The 21,900-nt window shown below is 40.7% G+C and carries 26 protein-coding genes; 23 read left to right on the top strand and 3 right to left on the bottom strand.

Annotated features, from left to right (window positions below):
- Window positions 1-14 precede the first annotated feature (14 nt).
- From cysD to DWX65_RS02355, 3 genes are all read left to right on the top strand, one after another.
- Window positions 15-914, top strand: coding sequence for a sulfate adenylyltransferase subunit CysD (gene cysD, locus DWX65_RS02365; protein WP_022243158.1), 900 nt, complete (start codon window positions 15-17; stop codon window positions 912-914).
- A 1-nt stretch (window position 915) separates the two neighbouring features.
- Window positions 916-2,613, top strand: a complete 1,698-nt coding sequence (locus tag DWX65_RS02360; RefSeq protein ID WP_118172703.1) for a sulfate adenylyltransferase subunit 1 — start codon at window positions 916-918, stop codon at window positions 2,611-2,613.
- A 134-nt stretch (window positions 2,614-2,747) separates the two neighbouring features.
- The gene (locus DWX65_RS02355) at window positions 2,748-2,993 is read left to right on the top strand and encodes a LacI family DNA-binding transcriptional regulator (RefSeq protein WP_242997784.1); all 246 of its coding nucleotides are present in this window, start codon (window positions 2,748-2,750) and stop codon (window positions 2,991-2,993) included.
- A gap of 286 nt (window positions 2,994-3,279) precedes the next feature.
- Here the strand turns inward: DWX65_RS02355 and DWX65_RS02350 are convergent, their stop codons facing one another.
- Window positions 3,280-3,882 carry a Type 1 glutamine amidotransferase-like domain-containing protein gene (locus DWX65_RS02350; protein ID WP_117901599.1) on the bottom strand — a complete coding sequence of 201 codons (603 nt, stop codon included), beginning with the start codon at window positions 3,880-3,882 and terminating at the stop codon, window positions 3,280-3,282.
- A gap of 295 nt (window positions 3,883-4,177) precedes the next feature.
- Between DWX65_RS02350 and DWX65_RS15110 the strand changes: the two genes are divergently transcribed.
- The 3 genes from DWX65_RS15110 (at window position 4,178) to larE (ending at window position 6,356) form a co-directional block, all read left to right on the top strand.
- Window positions 4,178-4,423 carry a hypothetical protein gene (locus tag DWX65_RS15110; protein ID WP_199535020.1) on the top strand — a complete coding sequence of 82 codons (246 nt, stop codon included), beginning with the start codon at window positions 4,178-4,180 and terminating at the stop codon, window positions 4,421-4,423.
- Window positions 4,424-4,614: 191 nt separating this feature from the next.
- Complete coding sequence (locus DWX65_RS02340) at window positions 4,615-5,511, top strand: Rpn family recombination-promoting nuclease/putative transposase (protein WP_118172702.1); 897 nt, start codon at window positions 4,615-4,617, stop codon at window positions 5,509-5,511.
- Window positions 5,512-5,522: 11 nt separating this feature from the next.
- Window positions 5,523-6,356 (top strand): ATP-dependent sacrificial sulfur transferase LarE, encoded by an 834-nt coding sequence (gene larE, locus DWX65_RS02335; RefSeq protein ID WP_118172701.1) that lies wholly within the window; start codon window positions 5,523-5,525, stop codon window positions 6,354-6,356.
- Window positions 6,357-6,361: 5 nt separating this feature from the next.
- Here the strand turns inward: larE and DWX65_RS02330 are convergent, their stop codons facing one another.
- Together DWX65_RS02330 and DWX65_RS02325 are read right to left on the bottom strand one after the other, a co-directional pair.
- Window positions 6,362-7,120, bottom strand: a complete 759-nt coding sequence (locus DWX65_RS02330) for an ABC transporter ATP-binding protein (RefSeq protein ID WP_118172700.1) — start codon at window positions 7,118-7,120, stop codon at window positions 6,362-6,364.
- Window positions 7,113-8,117, bottom strand: coding sequence for a FecCD family ABC transporter permease (locus tag DWX65_RS02325; RefSeq protein WP_199535019.1), 1,005 nt, complete (start codon window positions 8,115-8,117; stop codon window positions 7,113-7,115). Before DWX65_RS02325 ends, DWX65_RS02330 begins: the two co-directional genes overlap by 8 nt.
- Window positions 8,118-8,406: 289 nt before the next feature.
- On the opposite strand from DWX65_RS02325, the gene DWX65_RS02320 reads away from it, so the two are divergent.
- The 17 genes from DWX65_RS02320 (at window position 8,407) to trmD (ending at window position 21,889) form a co-directional block, all read left to right on the top strand.
- Window positions 8,407-9,657, top strand: a complete 1,251-nt coding sequence (locus DWX65_RS02320) for an O-acetylhomoserine aminocarboxypropyltransferase/cysteine synthase family protein (RefSeq protein WP_118172699.1) — start codon at window positions 8,407-8,409, stop codon at window positions 9,655-9,657.
- Between the two features lie 16 nt (window positions 9,658-9,673).
- Complete coding sequence (locus DWX65_RS02315) at window positions 9,674-10,540, top strand: 4Fe-4S binding protein (protein WP_118172698.1); 867 nt, start codon at window positions 9,674-9,676, stop codon at window positions 10,538-10,540.
- Between the two features lie 74 nt (window positions 10,541-10,614).
- Window positions 10,615-10,866: a sulfurtransferase TusA family protein gene (locus DWX65_RS02310; protein WP_022243150.1), complete on the top strand. Its 252-nt coding sequence runs from the start codon at window positions 10,615-10,617 to the stop codon at window positions 10,864-10,866.
- A 21-nt stretch (window positions 10,867-10,887) separates the two neighbouring features.
- Window positions 10,888-11,211, top strand: a complete 324-nt coding sequence (gene trxA / locus DWX65_RS02305; RefSeq protein ID WP_022243149.1) for a thioredoxin — start codon at window positions 10,888-10,890, stop codon at window positions 11,209-11,211.
- A 29-nt stretch (window positions 11,212-11,240) separates the two neighbouring features.
- Window positions 11,241-11,462 (top strand): sulfur carrier protein ThiS, encoded by a 222-nt coding sequence (gene thiS, locus DWX65_RS02300; protein WP_022243148.1) that lies wholly within the window; start codon window positions 11,241-11,243, stop codon window positions 11,460-11,462.
- Window positions 11,446-12,252 (top strand): HesA/MoeB/ThiF family protein, encoded by an 807-nt coding sequence (locus DWX65_RS02295; protein ID WP_117699072.1) that lies wholly within the window; start codon window positions 11,446-11,448, stop codon window positions 12,250-12,252. The genes thiS and DWX65_RS02295 overlap by 17 nt, the downstream gene beginning before the upstream one ends.
- A gap of 60 nt (window positions 12,253-12,312) precedes the next feature.
- Entirely contained in the window at window positions 12,313-12,723 is a 411-nt protein-coding gene (locus DWX65_RS02290) for a M67 family metallopeptidase (protein WP_118056821.1), read from the top strand.
- Window positions 12,717-13,619: an NAD(P)/FAD-dependent oxidoreductase gene (locus DWX65_RS02285; protein WP_118172697.1), complete on the top strand. Its 903-nt coding sequence runs from the start codon at window positions 12,717-12,719 to the stop codon at window positions 13,617-13,619. Before DWX65_RS02290 ends, DWX65_RS02285 begins: the two co-directional genes overlap by 7 nt.
- Window positions 13,620-13,635: 16 nt before the next feature.
- Window positions 13,636-14,571, top strand: a complete 936-nt coding sequence (cysK, locus tag DWX65_RS02280) for a cysteine synthase A (protein WP_278336293.1) — start codon at window positions 13,636-13,638, stop codon at window positions 14,569-14,571.
- A gap of 93 nt (window positions 14,572-14,664) precedes the next feature.
- A complete protein-coding gene (locus DWX65_RS02275; RefSeq protein ID WP_199535018.1) occupies window positions 14,665-17,241 on the top strand; it encodes an ATP-binding protein in 2,577 nt (858 codons plus the stop codon).
- 12 nt (window positions 17,242-17,253) lie between these two features.
- Window positions 17,254-17,712: a DUF6548 family protein gene (locus DWX65_RS02270; protein WP_118172694.1), complete on the top strand. Its 459-nt coding sequence runs from the start codon at window positions 17,254-17,256 to the stop codon at window positions 17,710-17,712.
- Window positions 17,713-17,898: 186 nt separating this feature from the next.
- Window positions 17,899-18,999 (top strand): redox-regulated ATPase YchF, encoded by a 1,101-nt coding sequence (ychF, locus tag DWX65_RS02265; RefSeq protein ID WP_117840897.1) that lies wholly within the window; start codon window positions 17,899-17,901, stop codon window positions 18,997-18,999.
- 61 nt (window positions 19,000-19,060) lie between these two features.
- Entirely contained in the window at window positions 19,061-19,312 is a 252-nt protein-coding gene (locus DWX65_RS02260; protein ID WP_022243141.1) for a YlmC/YmxH family sporulation protein, read from the top strand.
- Between the two features lie 164 nt (window positions 19,313-19,476).
- A complete protein-coding gene (gene nrdR / locus DWX65_RS02255; protein WP_022243140.1) occupies window positions 19,477-19,929 on the top strand; it encodes a transcriptional regulator NrdR in 453 nt (150 codons plus the stop codon).
- Between the two features lie 93 nt (window positions 19,930-20,022).
- Window positions 20,023-20,430 carry a hypothetical protein gene (locus DWX65_RS02250; protein ID WP_117840898.1) on the top strand — a complete coding sequence of 136 codons (408 nt, stop codon included), beginning with the start codon at window positions 20,023-20,025 and terminating at the stop codon, window positions 20,428-20,430.
- Between the two features lie 158 nt (window positions 20,431-20,588).
- The gene (gene rimM, locus DWX65_RS02245) at window positions 20,589-21,134 is read left to right on the top strand and encodes a ribosome maturation factor RimM (protein WP_118172693.1); all 546 of its coding nucleotides are present in this window, start codon (window positions 20,589-20,591) and stop codon (window positions 21,132-21,134) included.
- Window positions 21,135-21,142: 8 nt separating this feature from the next.
- The gene (gene trmD / locus DWX65_RS02240; protein ID WP_118056818.1) at window positions 21,143-21,889 is read left to right on the top strand and encodes a tRNA (guanosine(37)-N1)-methyltransferase TrmD; all 747 of its coding nucleotides are present in this window, start codon (window positions 21,143-21,145) and stop codon (window positions 21,887-21,889) included.
- Window positions 21,890-21,900 lie beyond the last annotated feature (11 nt).

Here is a 21,900-nt window from a genome sequence, read left to right as displayed (position 1 = left end):
AGAAAGAGGTAAGTATGGGTGAATTATCACATTTGGATGAACTGGAAGCAGAAGCAATTTACATCATAAGAGAGGTAGCCGCAGAGTGCGAGAAGCCGGTTATGCTTTACTCCATTGGAAAAGACAGCTCCGTAATGCTGCATCTTGCCATGAAAGCATTTTATCCGGAGAAGCCGCCATTTCCATTCCTGCATGTAAATACCACATGGAAATTCAAGGAAATGATTCAATTCCGTGATGAGACAGCAAAGAAGCTTGGCATTGAAATGTTAGAGTATATCAATGAAGATGGTGTAAAGAAGGGCATTAACCCATTCGACCATGGCTCTGCATATACCGACATCATGAAAACACAGGCACTGAAACAGGCACTAAATAAATATGGATTTACTGCAGCATTTGGTGGCGGCAGACGAGACGAGGAAAAATCCCGTGCAAAGGAAAGAATTTTCTCATTCCGTAATGAAAATCATGCCTGGGACCCGAAGAACCAGAGACCGGAAATGTGGAAGCTTTACAACGCTAAAATCAATAAAGGCGAAAGCATTCGGGTATTCCCGATTTCCAACTGGACAGAGACTGATATCTGGCAGTATATCAAACGTGAGAAAATTGACATTGTACCATTATATTTTGCAGCAGTACGTCCGGTAGTATATCGTGATGGAAATATTATCATGGTGGATGATGACCGTATGCGTCTGCTTCCGGGAGAAGAAATCCAGTACAAGAGTGTACGTTTCCGTACCTTAGGATGCTATCCTTTGACCGGAGGAACAGAGTCAACAGCAACTACATTGGATGAAATTATCGATGAGACTTTAAGTGCTGTATCTTCCGAGAGAACCACCCGTGTCATTGATAACGAAGCAGCAGGCAGTATGGAAAGAAGAAAGAGAGAGGGGTATTTCTAAGATGAGTGGATTATTAAAATTTATTACATGCGGTAGTGTGGATGACGGAAAGTCCACTTTGATTGGACACATTCTTTATGATGCAAAGCTTTTGTATACAGACCAGGAAAAAGCACTGGAATTAGATTCCAAAGTAGGAAGCCGCGGTGGAGCAATTGACTATTCACTTCTGTTGGATGGACTGATGGCAGAGCGTGAGCAGGGTATTACCATTGACGTAGCATACCGTTATTTTACAACAGACAACAGAAGCTTTATCGTAGCAGATACACCGGGTCATGAAGAGTACACCAGAAACATGGCGGTTGGTGCATCCTTTGCAGACCTTGCAGTTATCTTAATTGATGCAAAACAGGGGGTACTGGTACAGACCAGAAGACATGCCAGAATCTGTGCATTAATGGGAATCAAGTTCTTTGTATTTGCAGTAAACAAAATGGATCTGGTAGACTACAGCGAAGAGCGTTTCAAAGAAATCGAAGCACAGATTAAAGAATTAGCAGACGAACTGAAGTTAGAGAGCATTTACATTATTCCGGTTTCTGCAACAGAAGGTGATAATGTAACAACCAAATCCGATAAAATTAGCTGGTACAAGGGAGAGGCATTGCTTCCATACCTTGAAAAAGTAGATGTAACCGAGAAGAAGCAGGAAGAGGGCTTCTATATGCCGGTACAGAGAGTGTGCCGTCCGGACCATACTTTCCGTGGATTCCAGGGACAGATTGAATCCGGTGAAGTAAAAGTCGGAGACGAAATCGTTACTCTGCCAAGCAATGAGCGTGCGCATATCAAGAGCATTTTAGTAGGAGATAAAGACAGCCAGAGTGCCTTTATGGGACAGCCGGTTACACTGCAGCTTGATAAAGAAGTAGACGTATCCAGAGGCTGTGTCATTGCATCCGGCAATAACCTGCCAATCAGCAAATCCTTTACAGCAACCATTCTCTGGATGGATGATGAGGAGCTGACACCGGGAACCGATTATCTGGTAAAACTTGGAACCAAGCAGATTCCTGGTATCTTAAAGAACATTCAGTATAAGATTGATGTAAATACCGGTGAATTTATTCCGGCAGGACAGCTTAAGAAAAATGAGATTGCAGTCTGTGACCTTGATTTGCAGGAGCCGGTTGTCATCGATGAATTCAAAAAGCATAAGACTTTAGGAGAGCTGATTCTGATTGACCGTATTTCCAATATGACTTCTGCCTGCGGTGTAGTAGAAGATGCTACCGTAGATGAGAGCAAGGATTTAAAAGCAGCTTTCGTATATGGAAGTCTTAAGGGAAATGGAGACATTTTCGAAGAGTTCTATTATAACCTTGAGAGCATGACGATTGCCAAGGTACGTCCGGTTCAGAAGACCTATACCATTGGAGATGAAATCCCGGTAAGCGGAGAAAGCTATCAGTATCCGGATGACTTCGATATTGTCATCTTAAGAGAAAGAATCTTTGTACAGGTTCGTGGACGCAAGGTAGAAAAGATTGCACCGCTGGCAGAATACCAGTACAACAATGTTCCGGTTATCAACGGAAGAGGATTTGCTGTTGCCATTACATCTGCACAGGATGCACAGGCATTCTTAGACGATTTGGCTGCAGCAGGTGAAAAACCATCCAGCGACTTCTTCAATAAGTGGTTACATTTTGAGACTTATCGTAAGATTATTTTCAAGGATGAAATCTGGTTATAAAAGAAATCAGGTTATAAGGAATCTGATTATTAAGAAATCAGTTGCAAAAAAATCAGTTATAAAAATAAAAGAAGGGCGGGGATTACGCTTTTTGCGGTTCCCCATAAAAAATGCGGGATACAGGAGGGATTGATATGTCGATTAAGAAAATTGCGGCGATAGCAGGCGTTTCGACAGCCACGGTATCCCGCGTTTTAAATAATCCGGATTATAAATGTTCTTCCGAAGAATTGCGGGAGAAAATCTGGCAGATAGCAAGAGAGATGAACTATATGCCAAACGAGGCAGCCAGGAATCTGAAAATGGGTAAGAGTACTACAAAAGACACGATGTATTACCTTGATATTTTAATGACCCGGACGGGAAATAATCAGGAATAGTGACGGCTTAATTATACTTGGAAAATGTGAGCCCCAGGTGTTAAAGAAGCTGTCTTTCTACTATAAAGTAACTCCCTTTTTACAAAAGTGTGTCTGATGCATAATTCCTTATAATTATTCGCATTTGCTACTTTTATACATTTTATATTCATTTTCCATAATGTGGAGCTTATTTTTTGATAAGTTGTCGTGCAATTTATTAGAATGGAATTTTTGAAAGAGCCAGCATCTTGAATGGGCTGACTCTTTCAATGTCATCTGTAATTGACAAACTGGAATTTTCAAATTAGTCTTTGCAAATAACCTTTGAATCTTCACCATCAATTACAATTCCCTGACGGTTGTTAATTGGGCATAGATTCAAATCCGAAAACTCAGTCATTATTTTCTCGGTAACTTTCTTAAAAGGTGCTGTAAGATAATGCGGAAGAACATAGAAATCAATCAAATCAATCCCTGCATCATCTTCTTGTGAGTAGTCCTCCGGCTTTTCATCCATTTGCTCGATATATTGGATGTTTGGAGCGCATATAATTGCGCCTGCCGACTCGCCGATCATCAATTTTCCATTTGCCAATTCCTTTTTCAGCAGTCCATCAGTTCCCGTTTTACGGAGCTGGTCCATAAGAAAGAAAGAATTTCCGCCGGTAAAATATATTACATCTGCTTCTTCAAAAACAGACTGTATCGTTGAATAAGCCTCCGTTGAAATATCAATTTCAGTTACGATTGCTCCCAACTTTTTGAATAATTTTCGAGCCGAGCCGACATAACCGGTGTAGCCTTCACGCAGTGAAGCTGTTGGAATAAATGCGACTTTCTTATTTTCAATTTCTTCCTTTATCAGACTTCCCACACTTGAAAAGTGCGAACATAAAAATAGCTTCATCAATATTCTCCTTTATAAATTTCGATTTGTATAACAGTAGTCTAACACACGTTGTTTAAAAATACTACAGCCAAGCCAATGTCTGTAATTTGCCCTAAAATTTCATTTTATGGAATTTGGACTACTTGATTTTCTAATTGCATACGCAATTCGTGAAATGTATCATTATACTGTTGATACATCAGACACACAAATGTAAATAGGGACTAAAGTAATTGTTTCAGTAAATCGTAATTCTACCAATTATCAAGTAGATGAGGTCATCTGTGATGAAAGAAGAATTGCAGCAAAGGCATTGGAATATCTGATTTCTTTAGGACACCGTAAGATTGGCTATGCAGTCATGGAGAAGCTGATTCAGAGTGAGAATCCGCCAACAGTCATATACTGTGCCAATGACCTGATCGCCATTGGTATGTTAAAGTACATGTGCGCAAACGTTTACATGGAAAATGACAAAAATGAGAAGAAAATAGTTACAAAAACAGAAAAAATGTTTTATCTTTGTAAAGATTATATAAATTCTATTAAATTAGATTAAAATATTCCGTAGAGTACTTGCACCCTTCGGAATATTTTTGATATTATATCTTAAGTAAAATCAGTTCATAATAATATTCGTTATTCATCTATTATACAGGCGTGTTGAACTGTCTGCATTCGTGATAATCTTATATTCATATTTTCAGAATCTTTTTTATCCAAAACATTTATTTAACAGGGGGAAAATACTTGGCAGATAAGGATTTGGCAGAAAAATATCTGGAATCATTTTCGGATGTTTTTGCTGACATATATAATGTATTACTTTTTCAAAAGGAGATTCTTTTGGAAGAAGGATTGGAAGAGGGACCAACGGAAAGCATCTATAAGGTGGAAGAAAACAATCTTCGGAATCAGTTTCGGGATACTGTAAAATTATATAAGAATGGGTTATACAAAGTGGCATCTTTTGGGATTGAAAATGAAAGTCGGATAGACAAAAATATGCCCATCCGGATTATGGGGTATGATTATGCCGTGTATCGGGTGCAGATTGACCGTGGGGAAGAACGAAAATATCCGGCAATTACGATTGTTTTAAATTTCAGTGATACAGAATGGAAAAGTCCGAATGCGCTATTTGACATTTTAGATGTTTCTCCGGAATTAAGACCTTATGTAAATGATTATAAAATATTTGTTTTTAATATTGCATTTTTGCCGGAGAAAATCCGAAAAGCGTTTAAAAGTGATTTTAAAATTGTAGCAGATTTTTTTGCGGAGAAACGTCTTGGAAGATACAATCCCAAGGAACATCCGGAGGCAATCTGCCATGTGGAAGCGGTTTTGAATCTGCTTCAGGTGTTTACAAATGATGAAACCTATGTCAAAATAGAGAAAACAGTAGCAGAACGTGCGAAAGCAGGAGAGGTGATTACAATGTGTACGTTTGCGGAAGAGATGACCAACAAGGGAATAGAAATTGGCGAGGCACAGGGCATCAGGATTGGCGAAGCCCGTGGAATTGCCAGAGAAAAAATCAGTGTTGCAAGAAACCTTTTAGATCTCCTGACAGATGATGTGATCGCAGAAAAGGTCGGTCTGGAGCTTGCTACGGTGAAAGAACTTAGAGAAGAAACAAAGTAGAGGCATAAGAAATGGATAAAATAACAGCACCAACTCCGGAACAGTTAAAAAAGCAGGAGGCATTAAAACAATATTTTGAAAAATTAGGCAGCGTGGCAGTTGCATTTTCAAGTGGTGTGGATTCCACCTATCTTTTGAAAGTGGCGCATGATGTATTAGGAGAGCGGGCAATTGCAGTAACTGCGTCCTCCTGTTCATTTCCAAAGAGAGAGTTAGGAGAAGCAGAAGCATTTTGCCGGAAAGAAAATATAAGACATTTTATTACAGAATCGGAAGAACTTGAAATCGAAGGATTTGCACAGAATCCTAAGAACCGCTGTTATCTTTGCAAGCATGAATTATTTGAAAAGATATTAAAGATTGCAGAAGAACAGAATATTGCATATGTGGCGGAAGGCTCTAATCTTGATGATAATGGAGACTACCGTCCGGGATTAAAAGCAGTAGCGGAATTAGGCATAAAAAGTCCGCTCAGAGACTGTGGTTTTACCAAGCAGGATATCCGTGTTCTTTCGAAGGCATTGAATCTTCCAACCTGGGAAAAGCAGTCCTTTGCCTGTCTGTCATCCCGGTTTGTCTATGGAGAGACCATATCCGAAGAGAAACTTGCAATGGTAGATAAAGCGGAACAATTGTTGCTGGATATGGGATTTCATCAGGTGAGGGTAAGAATTCATGGTATGATGGCAAGAATTGAGATTGAGCCGGAAGAATTTTCGAAGCTGATGGAAAAGGAGAACCGGGAGAGAATTGCAAAAACTTTCCGGGAATATGGATTTACCTATGTAACCTTAGACCTTTGCGGTTACCGGATGGGAAGTATGAATGAAACATTGGAAAAGTAAGGAACTTACTCAAAGAAGTAGTAAGTTCCTTCTGCATCAGAGAACGTCTTAAGTGAAGTGTGAAATACTTTATTTAAGACGTTTTTTTGTACGCATTCATCCGGAGTGCCCTGAAAGCAGATGGCACCGGATTCCATGACGATAAGTTTGTCTGAAATAGTAAGTGCTTTGGCAAGGTCGTGCAGCACCAGAAGAATTGTTTTTCCCTGTGCCTTTAAGATTGGAAGCATCCGGTAGAAATTATTCTGGCTTTCCAAGTCTAAGAAGGTAGTCGGTTCATCCAAAATAATCGTATCGCAGTTCTGGGCTAAAGTCATGGCAAAGAAGACACGCTGTCTTATTCCACCGGAAAGAGTGTCAGTTGCAGCGTTGCGGTAATCCGTAACATGGGTAAATTCCATAGCATCCTCTACCAGTTTGCGGTCTTCTTCTGTAAGCCGTCTGGAAAAACCAAGATATGGAAAGCGTCCATGCTCCACTAAGGTATGAACCGGAAGAGCAGGAATCACTTCACGAATCTGTGGAAGAAATGCAATTTTCCTGGCACGAAGGTGTCCATTCATATGATAAATATCTTCGCCATCTAATGTGATAGAGCCGTTAAAAAGCTGGCTGGATTTATTTAATACGGAAATCAGCGTTGTTTTGCCACAGCCATTTGGTCCTACGATGGTTGTGATGCTGCCGGTAGGAATTTCAACGGACAGATTTTTAATCAGAGGCACCTTGTGGTAGCCAATGGAAACGGAATTAAATTTAAGCATGGACTCTGCGGCCTCCTTTCTTTCCTAATAAAAGATATAAGAAAAACGGTCCGCCAACAAAAGAAAGAATAATGCCGGCAGGAAGTTCATATGGTGCGGCAATAACACGACCAAGAGTATCACAGAAGAGGACGAAACTTGCACCTAAGAGAGCACAAAGGGGAACTAAAAGCCGCAGATCATTGCCAAAGAGCCGTCTTGCAATATGAGGAACAATCAGCCCGACGAAGCTTAAAAGTCCTGCATAGCTTACCACACAGCCTGCCAGTATACTGGAAAGCATCAACAGCAGAAAACGGAGCAGCGATACCGGAATGCCAAGGGAGCGGGCAACATCTTCGCCTAAGCTCAGAACATTCATGTGGCTTCCGAAAAAGCAGGAGATGATAACCGCAATGACAATGGCAATGCCGGGAGCAAAAAGCGTTTTTGTGGTGACATCAGAAAGAGAACCAATCATAAAGGTAGTGAGGTTTAAAGTGATATCATCACTTAATAATTTTACCGTATTAATTCCGGCACTTAAAAAAGAAGAAACGGTAATGCCGGCAAGAATGATGGTAGTACGTTTGCTGTCTGCCATATATGCCAGAGCAAAAATAAGAAGTGTCGTAAGGAAGGCACCTGCAAAAGCAAAAATGGCATTGTGAGTTGCACGGCCATGGAAGAGGGCAAGTCCAATCATAACGGCAAATCCGGCTCCGGAATTGACACCAATGGTATTCGGGCTGGCAAGGGAATTATTCATAACAGTCTGTAAGATAACTCCGGCGCAGGATAAACCCATGCCGGCAGCAATGGCGCCAAACATCCGTGGAATTCTGATATGAAAAAGTAAGAGACCTGTGACAGAAGTCCGGTCATTTTGAATCAGGCAGGATAAAATCTCTTTCGGATTTAATAAAACGCTGCCGAAAAAAAGACTTGCCAACATCATAAGAAGCAGCAGGAAAAACATTCCGGCAAAAGATAAAATAATTTTTTTTCTCGTGTACATAGGAAATCCTTTCCGTTATTCCAGAAATATGTATTGTGTTTCCTGAAAAGTATTGTTGGAACAAAGAATGAGCCTTGGCACATTCTCGCGCCTGCGGCGGTCGCTTGCGTGAATAAAATAACATATTCGGAGAGAAATAACAATGCTCTGATAAATTAGTATTGACAAATTAGAAAAATATAGTAAAATATAATTCATACAAAACCAATAGGAATAATCGTAAATAGAATTCCTAAGGCAGTTCAAAGTATTTAGTGCACAATAAGACGTGCAGGAATTGGAGCGTAAGATGAAGTTTAATACCGCATTATTACATGGAGATTTTCAGGGAGAACCGAATACAGGTGCAACAACAACTCCGATTTATCAATCCAGTGCATTCGCGCATGAGTCGGCAGAGAAGTTAGAAAAGATTTTTCATAATCAGGCACCGGGATATTCCTATACGAGAATCAGTAATCCTACGGTAGATGCATTTGAAAAAAGAGTAACGGCGTTAGAGGGTGGCGTAGCAAGCGTTGCTTGTGCATCAGGAATGGCAGCACTCTACAATGCATTTTGTAATATCCTTCGTTCCGGCGATGAAATCGTATCCAGTGCCAGTCTCTATGGCGGCAGCATTGATTTATTCCGTGACTTAGAGGCATTTGGTATCACAACACATTATGTGGAAAACAATGACCTGGCTGCATTTGAAGCAAAGACCAATGAACATACCCGTCTTTACTTTGCAGAGACCATTGGTAATCCAAGACTTGATGTGACAGATATTACGGCACTTGCAAATCTGGCACATGAGCATCAGGTACCGCTCATTATAGATAATACGGTTGCTACTGCATTTTTAGTGAAGCCGCTTTCCCTAGGAGCGGATATTGTAATGAATTCTTCCTCTAAATACATCAATGGTCACAGCAATTCCATCAGCGGAATTATTACGGACAGCGGCAGATTTAAGTGGGATGTGGAAAAATATCCGGGCATGGCAGACTTTAAGAAGTTTGGACCATTTGCCTATACTGCCAAGCTTCGGAATGGACTGTTCCGCAACACAGGAGCCTGTTTATCTCCGCAGAATGCATTTTATAACTGCATCGGGTTAGAGACACTGGGAATCCGGATGGAGCGTATCTGTGACAATGCAGCAGAACTGGCAAGGTTTTTTGTAAGAGAATATCCGGATGTCACAGTCAATTATCCGGGATTGGAAAGCAGTCCATGGCATGAAATTGCAAAGAAACAGTTTAAGGATCGTTTTGGTGGGATTCTAACCATACGGACCGGAAGCAAGAAACGGGCATTTGATATTATCAATGCATTAAAGCTTCCGCTGATTATTTCCAATATCGGAGATACGAAAACATTAGTGATTCATCCGGAATCTACATTAAATGTACACAGTACCCCGGAAGAAAAAAGAGACGCCGGAGTATTTGATGACTTGATCCGCATCAGTGTCGGAATTGAAGATGTCGAAGATTTAATCGAAGACTTCAGACAGGCAATGGATCAGAGCAGACCAGAGAAAAGCAAAGAGTAAATGGAGGAAGCAGACAATGGCAAAAATTGATTATGCGGCATTGAAAAAAGGCGGATTTATGCGCCAGAAACAGAAAGGATTCTTTTCTTTAAGAATTCAGGTAGTTGGAGGAAACCTGACAGCAGAAAATATTAAAGCAGTAGCAGATGTGGCAGAAAAATATGGAAAAGGTTATGTTCATATGACTTCCAGACAGGGCATTGAGATTCCATTTATTAACTTTGAAGATATAGAAGAGGTTCGTGCAAAGTTAGCAGACGGCGGTGTAAAACCTGGTGTATGTGGACCGAGAGTCCGTACCGTTACCGCATGTCAGGGCTCTGAAATCTGCCCGAGCGGATGTATCGATACCTATAGCCTGGCAAAGAAATTAGATGAGCATTACTTCGGAAGAGAGCTTCCACACAAATTTAAATTTGGTGTTACCGGATGTCAGAACAACTGTCTTAAGGCAGAAGAAAATGATATCGGTGTAAAAGGTGGTATGGAAGTAAGCTGGATAGCAGATAAATGTATCAATTGTGGTGTCTGCGAAAAGGCATGCCGTGAAGATGCTATCAAATGTACCGGAACAGAAGTTACCATTGATTATGATAAATGTACCAACTGTGGCCGTTGTGTAAAATCCTGCCCGACAGATGCATGGGAAGGAAAGAGCGGATATATCGTATCCTTTGGTGGATTATTTGGAAATCATATTTATAAAGGAGAACAGTTACTTCCGCTGATTACCGATGAAGAGACATTATTCCGTGTGACTGATGCAGCCATTGGATTCTTTGAAGAGCATGCAAATCCGGGTGAGCGTTTCCGTTTACTTTTACAGCGTGTAGGAGAAGATGAATTCCGCAAAGTAATCCGCAATGCATTTGAAGAAAAATAAAGTTGCTGGAAGCAGAAAAAGAAAAAATCGGAATGGAAATTCAAAATAAAAATTATTATACGAGGAGATATAAGATGGAAATCGAAGGAATCAGAATTGATGACACAGTAGATATTACCGATAAAGTGTGCCCGCTTACTTTTGTAAAGGCAAAGGTTGCAATTGATGAGTTAGAGGATGGCGAAGTCATTGCAATCCGTATGAATGACGGCGAGCCGGTACAGAATGTACCACGCAGTATCAAAGAAGAAGGACATCAGATTTTAAAACTGGTTAATAACGAAGATGGAACCTATAACCTTATTGTAAAGAAGGTTGAGGACTAAACATCTGGAAGGGAGAAAGAAATGGCAGAACGCGTAACAAAAGACACTTTTGAAGAAAAAGTATTGAAGAGCAGCCTTCCGGTGCTGATTGATTTTTACTCAGACAGTTGTGTTCCGTGCAAGAAAATGTCACCGGTCATTGGTGCTATCGCAGACGAACAGACAGAAAAATTAAATGTCTATAAAGTAAATACCAACTTTGATTCAGAACTGGCAGAAAAATACAGTGTAATGTCTGTACCAACCATTGTACTCTTCAAGGATGGCGAAGAAATTGCCCGTAAGAGTGGTGCAGAGAAAAAAGCGGTACTTGAGGAGTGGATTACCCAGTCCCTTGACAAATAAAAATAAAGAAAAGTGAGAGGAAGGAAATTATGCAGATTACAGTAGCAGGCGAAAAGAAAGAAGTAAAAGACGGATTAACACTTCCGGAATTAATTGAGCAGGAAAATGTAGAGACACCGGAATATGTAACCGTATCCATTAACGATGAATTTATAGAAACAGAAGCAAAGGCAACAACCGTTCTTAAGGATGGTGATAATGTAGAATTCCTTTACTTCATGGGAGGTGGAAGCTATGGCATTAACGGATGAGCAGATTGAACGTTATTCCAGACATATCATTTTAAAAGAAGTTGGCGCTAAGGGTCAGAAAAAACTTTTAAATGCAAAAGTTTTAATCATCGGAGCAGGCGGACTTGGAGCACCGGCAGCAATGTATCTTGGAGCAGCAGGTGTAGGTACCATCGGAATTGCAGATGCAGATGAAGTAGATTTAAGTAACCTTCAGAGACAGATTATTCACCAGACAGCAGATGTAGGCAAAGCAAAAGTGCAGTCTGCAAAAGAGACTATTAATGCAATGAACCCGGATGTAGAAGTCCGTACATATCGTGAATTCATTACCAGTGAAAATATCATGGACATCATTGCAGATTATGATTTTATCATTGACGGAACCGATAACTTCCCGGCAAAATTCTTAATTAACGATGCCTGTGTTATGGCAAAGAAACCATTTTCCCATGCAGGAATCATCCGTTTCAAAGGTCAGTTAATGACCTATGTTCCGGGAGAGGGACCATGTTACCGTTGTGTATTTAAGAATCCACCACCAAAGGATGCCGTACCGACCTGTAAGCAGGCTGGTGTTATCGGCGCAATGGGTGGTGTCATCGGAAGCCTTCAGGCAATGGAAGCAATCAAATACATCCTTGGAGTAGGAGATCTGCTGACCGGTCAGTTATTGACCTATGATGCAATTAAGCAGGAATTCCACAAGATTAAGCTTCCTTGGAATGGCAAGGGATGTGCCGTTTGTGGAGAACATCCGACCATAACAGAGCTGATTGATTATGAACAGGCAGAATGTACAGATAAATAAATGTATCAGTAAATAAATGTTATCAGATACATAACCCATGAAACATAGAAAGAGGATAGCATGATTTCATTAAAAAAAGCAGATTATGAAAAAATACTGGCACATGCCAAAAGCTGTGTACCAGAAGAGGCTTGCGGACTGATTGCAGGAACCAAAGATGGAGAGGATAAGGTGGTAGAAAAGGTATATCTGTTGACCAATATCGACCATTCCAATGAGCATTTTACACTGGATCCGAAAGAGCAGTTAGCAGCCGTAAAGGATATGCGTGCCAATGGTCTCATGCCTTTAGGCAACTGGCACTCCCATCCGGAATCTCCTTCAAGACCATCCGAAGAAGATAAGCGTCTTGCATATGACAGTAAAGCAAGCTATATGATTCTTTCTCTGATGGAACCGGAACAGCCGGTACTCAATTCATTTCATATTGAAGGCGACGAATCAACGAAGGAAGATCTGGTAATATGTTAGATGTAGTTATCATTGGAAGTGGACCGGCAGGTTTAAGTGCGGCAATCTATGCTAAGCGGGCAAACCTCGATGCGGTTGTACTGGAAAAGGAATATCTTGGAACCGGACAGATTGCATACAGCAGCCAGGTAGATAATTATCCGGGACTGCCGGGCAAAGACGGTTATTCTCTGGGAGAGGCATTCTTAGAGCATGCCGAAGAACTTGGAGTAACCATCGAAGAAGCAGAGGTTACAGCCATTACAAAAAAAGAGCAAAGCTTTGTCATTTCCTGTGAAGATGGAAAGAACATAGAAACGAAAACCGTAGTCTATGCAGCAGGCTGTCAGAACCGCAGATTAGGGGTGCCGGGAGAAGAAAAGCTGCTGGCAAAAGGAGTTTCTTTTTGTGCAGTCTGTGACGGTGCCTTTTATAAGGGAAAGAAAGCCGCAGTCATCGGTGGTGGAGATACCGCATTGGATGATGCATTGTATTTATCCGATATCTGCGAACAGGTATATCTCATTCACCGGAGAGCAGAATTCCGTGGAGCAGAGAAGACAAAAAAGAAATTAGAAGAGCTTTCCAATGTAACGATACTTACCAATACAAGAGTACAGGAAATCACCGGGGAAGATAAAGTAAATGGTATTATTTTAGATAACGGTGGGACAATAGCTGTAGATGGTGTTTTTGAAGCGGTTGGAATGATTCCAAATACGGAATTATTAAAGAACCTTGACGTTCTCGATGAGAAAGGCTATGTGATTGCAGGAGAAGACTGCAGCAGCAGTCTTGCGGGACTGTTCGTGGCAGGAGATGTGCGGACGAAAAGCCTGCGTCAGGTAGTCACAGCAGTTGCAGATGGTGCAGTGGCAATTCAGTCTGCAACCGGATATATCAAAGGAATGGAATAGAAAGAAGGAAACGTGTGTGAAAGGAATAGTGGACAGTGCTTCGGAACTGATTGGAAAGACGCCGATGCTCTATCTTCATAATTATATGAAAGAGGCAGGTGTAGAGGATGCGGCAATCATTGCCAAGCTGGAATATTTTAATCCGGCAGGTTCGGTAAAAGACCGAGTGGCACTTGCCATGATTGAAGATGCAGAGAGAAAGGGCAGATTAAAGCCGGGAGCTACGATTATCGAGCCAACTTCCGGTAATACGGGAATCGGACTTGCTTCTGTGGCGGCTGCAAAAGGGTATCATGCAATTTTAACATTGCCGGAAACCATGACGGTAGAGCGTCGGAATCTTCTGCAGGCGTATGGAGCGCAGATTGTGCTGACCTCCGGATATAAGGGCATGAAGGGTGCAATCGAAAAAGCAGAAGAACTTCATAAAGAGATTCCGGGTTCAATTATTTTAGGACAGTTTGAAAATCCGGCAAATCCAAAAGCCCATGAAGAAACCACAGGACCGGAGATCTGGGAACAGACAGAAGGCAGCGTTGATATTTTTGTGGCAGGAGTCGGAACTGGTGGAACCATAACCGGAGTTGGAAAATATCTGAAAAAACAGAAGAAGTCCGTACACATTGTTGCAGTAGAACCTGCAACCAGCCCGGTACTTTCCCAGGGAAAAGTCGGACCACATAAAATTCAGGGAATCGGTGCCGGATTTATTCCGGACACACTGGATACTTCTGTTTATGACGAGATTATTCCAATCAAAAATGATGATGCCTTTGAAGAAGGACGAGCATTTGCCCGCAGCGAGGGAATTCTTGTGGGAATCAGTGCAGGAGCTGCATTAAAGGCAGCTGTTGAACTGGCAAAAAGAAAAGAAAATAAAGGAAAGAACATTGTGGTGCTTCTTCCGGATTCCGGAGACCGCTATTTATCTACTCCTTTGTTTGCAAAATAAAATCAGTGGAAAAGCATCAGGCATTCCGCTATAATATGGTAAAAGGATCAAAAAGACTTTTACGAAAGGAAAAGAAGTATGTTCTATTTTCTTGTGTCGGTAAATATTATAGCGCTTATCCTGATGCTTTTTATGTTGGCAGTCTGCCTTCATAAAAAGCTTTCCAAAGCACAGCTTGCATTTATTATTTATGATATTTTTACCATGCTGTTTGTGGTGGGAGTTCATCTGGAACTGGTGCATTCGGATACCGTTGGTGAGGCACTTGCCGGGCTGTGTATCCAGTATGTGGGACAGGCAGGCTTTCTGATGGCATTTTTATGGTTTGCATCCGAATTTGGCAGATTAAAAATTCCAAAGTTCGTTTATTTTATTCAGGCAGTAATTAATACAATTGTTTTGACAGGAGTATTTACGGCAGAATATCATCCATATTTTTATAAAACAATGCGGATATTGAAAGATGGCATATATCACCGGATTGAAGTTATACCCGGAATCATCTGGAAACTACATTATATACATCTGGGAACGGTAATACTTGCGGTACTTATTTTGTGTATCATGCGTTACGGGGAGAGTTCACCAATTCATAAAAAGCGGATTATTTATATGATAGCAGGTGTGGGAACTTTTGCACTGGAATTAATCTTAAAGGGCCTGGGTGTATTTGGCAGTTATAATCCGGTAGTCATTGCCATGACAATTATGATGTTCTGCATGATGATGGCAATGATTCGTTATGGATATTTTGGTTCTCTGCAGGCTGCGGTGGATAATGCATTTAATCATGGAAAAGAAGGCTTGATTATCCTGGATGCAGAAAATAAAATTATCTCCGTCAATCAGCGTATGAAGGAACTTTTCCCGGAAATAAAGGTAGGAAGTGCTGCAAGCAGGCAAAAAGAAATCCTGCAGGCACTGACAAACCGGGAAAGGCTGTTGCATAAAAATGACCGCATCTATGAACTTCGTATGGAAGATATTGTGGAAAATGGTGAGAAAGATGGCTGCATGCTCTGGTTTATCGACCAGACAGAAAACTTGGAAATGATGCAGAGACTCCGTAGTGCGGATGAAGCGAAGACCAGATTTTTAATGAAAGTGAGCCATGAGCTGCGGACTCCGATGCATACGATACTTGGTATGAATGAAGTGATTTCCGAAGAAACATCAGAAGAGAAAATCCGCGGATATACCAGAGAAATTGCATCTGCCGGTGACAGTATGATTGCACTGATAGAAGAAGTGTTAGATGCTTCACGGTTAGAAAGTGGTACGCTTCAGATAAAGAAGGATGCATTTGCTTTAGAAGAGGTTATCAATGACGCAGCAGCCCAGATGAGACCACAGGCAGAGAAGAAATCTTTAAGCTTCCGGCTGCGGATGGAGGAACCATTATTAAAACCAGGAAAACATTTCTATGGAGACAAGGCACATATCCGTCAGATTATCATTAATCTTCTGGAAAATGCGGTGAAATACACAGATGAAGGCTTTGTGGAGCTGGGTGTAGAAAAGGCGGCAGAAAATGGAGATACCTTTTTAAAGATAACTGTGACTGACAGTGGAATCGGAATAGGAAAAGAAGAGCAGGATAAAATTTTTGAAAGCTTTGAACGGGGCAATAATGCCAGAAACAGCAGAAAAGACGGAATTGGGCTAGGACTGGATATTGCAAGACAACTGGCAGAGGCTATGGGTGGAAGCATCAGCCTGATTAGTGAAGTGACAAAGGGAAGTACCTTTACGGTTCGGATTCCGTGGGTAGAAGTATCGGAAAAACATCATTTTACAAAACAGAGTGCGAAAAGTATGAATGCGGATTACAGCAGCTTTACCATTCTTGCGGTAGATGATAATGAGCAGAATCTGATGGTATTAGAACATCTTTTACATAAGACAAAGGTTAAAATGGAAACCGTGATGGATGGAAATACTGCCGTTCAAAAATGTGAAGAGAAAACATATGATTTACTTCTTTTAGACCATATGATGCCAAAGCCGGATGGTATAGAGACGCTGCACCTCATCCGTGCAGATGAGAAAGGACGAAATCATTATACTCAGGCAGTGGCATTTACCGCTAATGCAACAGCTGGTGCAAAAGAACTGTATAAAAACGAAGGATTTGCAGAGTATATTACCAAGCCGGTAAAATCCAAAACTTTAGAAAGCATCTTACAAAAATATTTAAAAGACAGTATCCCGGAACAGAATCTTTACTTAAGCGGAGAAGAAAAGACAGCTTCTCTTCAGACGGATATTTTATTTCACCAGCTGGAAAAATGCGGCATTTCAGTAGAGGAAGGACTGTCTTATGCAGATGGAGACGAACAGTTCTATAGGACATTGTTAGGCATCTTTGCAGACGAAAAAGAAAAGAAACTGCAGCTTCTCAATGAAACAGCAGAATCCCTTCAGAAAACGGAAACTGCATCTGATCCTGGAACAGAAGATACCACAGAAACTGCGGAATTATGGAAATCCTTTGTTACCATATCCCATGGATTAAAGGGAGAGGCCTGGGGAATCGGTGCAAAACAGCTGGGGGATTATTTCTATCAGTTGGAATGTGCAGGAAAAGAAAGAGATATGCAGAAGATAGAAGTATTTTATTCAAAGACCATGGAAGAATGGCAGAAAGTGGTGCAGGCAATCAGGGAATAGGAGAGAGACGAAGTGGATAATCAATTTTTAGATGAGTATATTCATTTGGAAAAATTATGCAATGAGATTTATGCAACAAATCATGGTATATCAAGGTATATCGAGGATATGGAACAAACAAACAGGGTGATTCAGGCGAAAATTCATCTATGGACAAGTACATATAAAAAACTCAAGGAACTTAGATGGAAAAGAAATCAGTTGGTTCATGAAGGAAATGTGGAATATGATGATGCAGATATAGTGTGGCTTAGATGGTTTTACCAACAGATTATGGATGCAAAAGATCCGCTATCCGTGAAACATCAATTATTGCAACAACAGATAAATTCTAATATGCCCGTAAATAGAAGAGAAAATGTGATATTTGAAAGTACTAGAAAAACAGACAATTTTTGGACAGAGAGAAAAATCCTGATTATAGTGTCAGTTATAATTTTAATTATTGTCGGTGTAAAGATGCTGTTATGATTGCTCTAGTTATGGAAACATCCATTGAAATATGACAGGTGCTGTTTTTAATCATGCTGCCTGGTGGCAAACTGGTATAAGAAATTAGAAATGTACATTTTTTCTTTCGTGTGGTACACTATATGTTATTGTATGAAAGTTTTTAATACAGCAAAAACAATACTTTTCAAAGGAGAAATATAAATCATGAAATTAGGAATCGTAGGTTTACCAAACGTAGGAAAAAGTACATTATTTAATTCACTGACCAAAGCAGGCGCAGAATCAGCCAATTATCCGTTTTGTACCATTGACCCGAATGTGGGAATCGTAACTGTACCGGATAACCGTCTGAAGGTGTTAGGCGAGATGTATCATTCCAAGAAAGTAACACCGGCAGTCATTGAATTTGTAGATATTGCAGGACTTGTAAAAGGAGCCAGCAAAGGAGAGGGACTTGGAAACCAGTTCCTTGCCAATATTCGTGAAGTAGATGCCATCGTTCATGTTGTACGTTGTTTTGAAGATACCAACGTAGTCCATGTAGACGGAAGCATTGACCCGGTTCGTGATATTGAGACCATTAATTTAGAACTTATCTTTTCTGATATTGAAATCTTGGAAAGAAGAATTGCAAAAGTTACCAAGCAGGCAAGAATGGACAAGACACTTGCAAAAGAAGAGGCACTTTTGAAATCCTTAAAGGCACATCTGGAAGAAGGAAAGATGGCAAAGACTTATCCGTTGAGTGATGATGAGGACGAGCAGGCATGGTTTGCATCTTATAATTTATTAACTGCAAAACCGGTTATCTATGCAGCAAATGTAAGTGAGGATGACCTTGCAGATGATGGTGCAGACAATCCACATGTTGCAAGAGTAAGAGAACAGGCAGCCGCAGAAAACAGTGAAGTATTTGTTATCTGCGCACAGATTGAACAGGAAATTGCAGAATTAGATGATGATGAAAAAGCAATGTTCTTAGAGGACCTTGGATTAAAAGAATCCGGTCTTGAGAAACTGATTGCAGCAAGCTATAAATTGTTAGGACTTATCAGCTACCTTACATCAGGAGAAGATGAGACAAGAGCATGGACTATTACCAAAGGAACCAAGGCACCGCAGGCGGCAGGAAAGATTCATACCGACTTCGAGCGTGGATTTATACGTGCAGAGGTGGTATCCTATGACCATCTGATTGAGTGTGGAAGCATGACAGCAGCAAAAGAAAAGGGACTGGTAAGACTGGAAGGAAAAGATTACGTTGTTCAGGATGGCGATATTATTTTATTCCGTTTCAACGTATAAGGAACCTTTTGAAAAATCCGGCATAGTATAAATAGAAGAAAAGGCACAGTGGGGCAGGCACATGATACGCTATTGTGAATTGTGTGAAAAGCAGGTGATTAATATTGCAGACTGTTGCTGCCTGGGAAATGTGGTGGATTTGGAACTGGATGAGTGCAATGGAAGAATCTGTGCACTGGTTGTAGCTGCGCCGGGAAAATTTTTCTGTATTTTTTGTCCGGCATGCGAATATATTATTCCATGGAAACGTGTTGTGCGGATTGGACCGGATATTATTCTGGTAGATGTCTGTGTAGAAGATGTGAAAAGTTAGTTGACATAAGAATACGAGAAAGTTATACTAAAAATAGTACGACCAATATTTGTAAAAGCTGATATCAGCAGTTCTTTATGAACGTTTGGTGATGGAAAAACGGTATTATTTACGCAAAATTCACAAAGCGTGTTTTGCGTAGTTTTTAGAATAGGAGAAAAAAGATGAAGTGCCCATTTTGCAGCAGTGAAAATACCAGAGTAATTGATTCGAGACCGGCAGATGACAATAACTCCATTCGTCGGAGAAGATTATGTGACGATTGTGGAAAACGTTTCACAACTTATGAAAAAGTTGAGACAATTCCATTGATTGTAATAAAAAAGGATAACTGCAGAGAGCAGTATGACCGTTCCAAGATTGAAGCAGGTGTACTTCGTGCCTGCCATAAGAGACCGGTATCGGTGGAGCAGATAACCAGACTGGTTGATGAAGTGGAGACAGAGATTTTTAATCGGGAAGAAAAGGAAATCCCAAGTACTGTAATTGGTGAGATTCTGATGGATAAGATTAAAGATTTAGATGCAGTGGCGTATGTTCGTTTTGCATCTGTATATCGTGAATTTAAGGATGTAAATACCTTTATGAATGAGTTAAAGAAAATGCTGGATAAATAAAAGAAAATCTTTTTGGAGAAAAGGGTTAATTTTGGTTGAATTTATCCGATAAAATTAGTAGCAGATAATTATGATGTGAGGAACGTGATCGTTATGAATATTTCAGGAATTCGTCCCAATGCGGGATTTTACGATTACAACAGCATACAGAATATCCGGAATGCAGTAGAAGATACACCGGTTGTTAAGACGGCAGCAGATGCCGGTGCATCTGAACAGCAGCAGAAGGATACCTTAGAGACTCCGGTACGAAGAGAACAGGATTTTGGGGCAGCAGATTATGCAGCACAGTACCAGCCGGATCGTACCTACGAGATGAAAGGTTCTGAAAGTGATATACATAGCCTGGATGTTGAGAAGGCATTATCCGATATGCACAAAGATCAGGTATTGCAGCAGTATCAGTTCTTTGTGGGAGAGAACATTGAACAGAGCGGAATCCGGCAGATTACTGCAACGGATACTGCAAAAGTGCGAAATGTAGAAAACTTTAATTTATAAGAGCAATTTTGATTATAAAAAAGTAAGAGACCGTTAGAAGGTAAGATTCCTAAGAATTCTTAAGAATCTTACCTTTTTTACTTGCGGCAGTTATGCTTCTTTTGTATAATTAAATTCAGGCTTGCCTGAAGAACGGGAAGTATAAGAGAGGATAAAATATGAAGAAAGTGCAGGAAGACTGGAAGGAAGAAATGCTGCAGGTAGGTGTACTTACCAATACACATGGTGTGCGTGGCGAAGTGAAGGTATATCCGACAACAGATGATGTCATGCGTTTTAAAAAGCTGAAGCAGGTATTTTTGGATACTGGAAAAGAACCGATGGAGCTTCAGGTTACACAGGCGCGCTTCTTTAAAAATCTGGTAATATTAAAATTCAAAGAATTTGATAATATAAATGATGTAGAGAAGTATAAGAGCAGAGGGCTATATGTAACAAGGGAAAATGCTGTAAAGCTGGCTCCGAATGAGTATTTCGTTGCTGATTTGATTGGCTTAAAGGCAGCCGGAGATGACGGAGAAGATTTAGGTGAAGTAAAGGATGTACTTCAGACCGGTGCAAATGACATTTATGTATTACATAAAGATGGGGAAGATGATATTTTACTTCCGGCAATTAAGGATTGTGTAAAAAATGTCAATATAGAGGAAGGCACCATTACGGTACACCTTTTAAATGGGCTTCGTGATATTAATAAGAAGTAGGTAGCAAAATGAATTTTCATATATTAACATTATTTCCGGATATGGTAGAACGGGGACTGAATACCAGTATCATCGGAAGAGCAGTTGGCAAAGGACTTTTAAATATAGAAACAATTAACATCCGGGATTATACATTAGACCGTCATAAAAAAGTAGATGATTATCCGTATGGTGGCGGAGCCGGGATGGTAATGCAGGCACAGCCGATTTATGATGCGTGGCAGGCAGTGGCACAGAAGATTGGAAGAAAGCCAAGAACAGTATATCTTACACCTCAGGGCAATACGTTTCAGCAGGAAATGGCAAAGGATTATGCGAAGGAAGAAGACCTGGTACTGCTTTGTGGGCATTATGAGGGCATCGATGAACGTGTGTTAGAAGAAATTGTGACGGATTATGTGTCGATTGGAGATTATGTGCTGACAGGAGGAGAACTTCCGGCAATGGTCATGGTGGATGCGATATCCCGTATGGTGCCTGGCGTACTGGCAAATGATGAATCCGGAACCACAGAATCCTTTGAAGGAAATTTATTGGAATATCCGCAGTATAGCAGACCGGAAGACTGGATGGGAAAGAAAGTTCCAGCTATTTTGCTTTCCGGAGACCATGCAAAAGTAGAAGCATGGAGGAGAGAACAATCCATTAAAAGAACCATGGAACGAAGACCGGATTTGCTGGCAGATGCAGATTTGACAGCAAAGGAGAAAGCAATGGTTGAGCATTTGCTGGACAAATCACAGGGTAAATGCTAGAATGTGTCTAG

The sequence above is a fragment of the Roseburia sp. AF20-18LB genome (assembly GCF_003461185.1).
GTDB classification, from domain to species: domain Bacteria; phylum Bacillota; class Clostridia; order Lachnospirales; family Lachnospiraceae; genus Roseburia_C; species Roseburia_C amylophila.
Note: the sequence above shows the minus strand (reverse complement) of the source record. Positions and strands in the feature narration are given on the sequence as shown.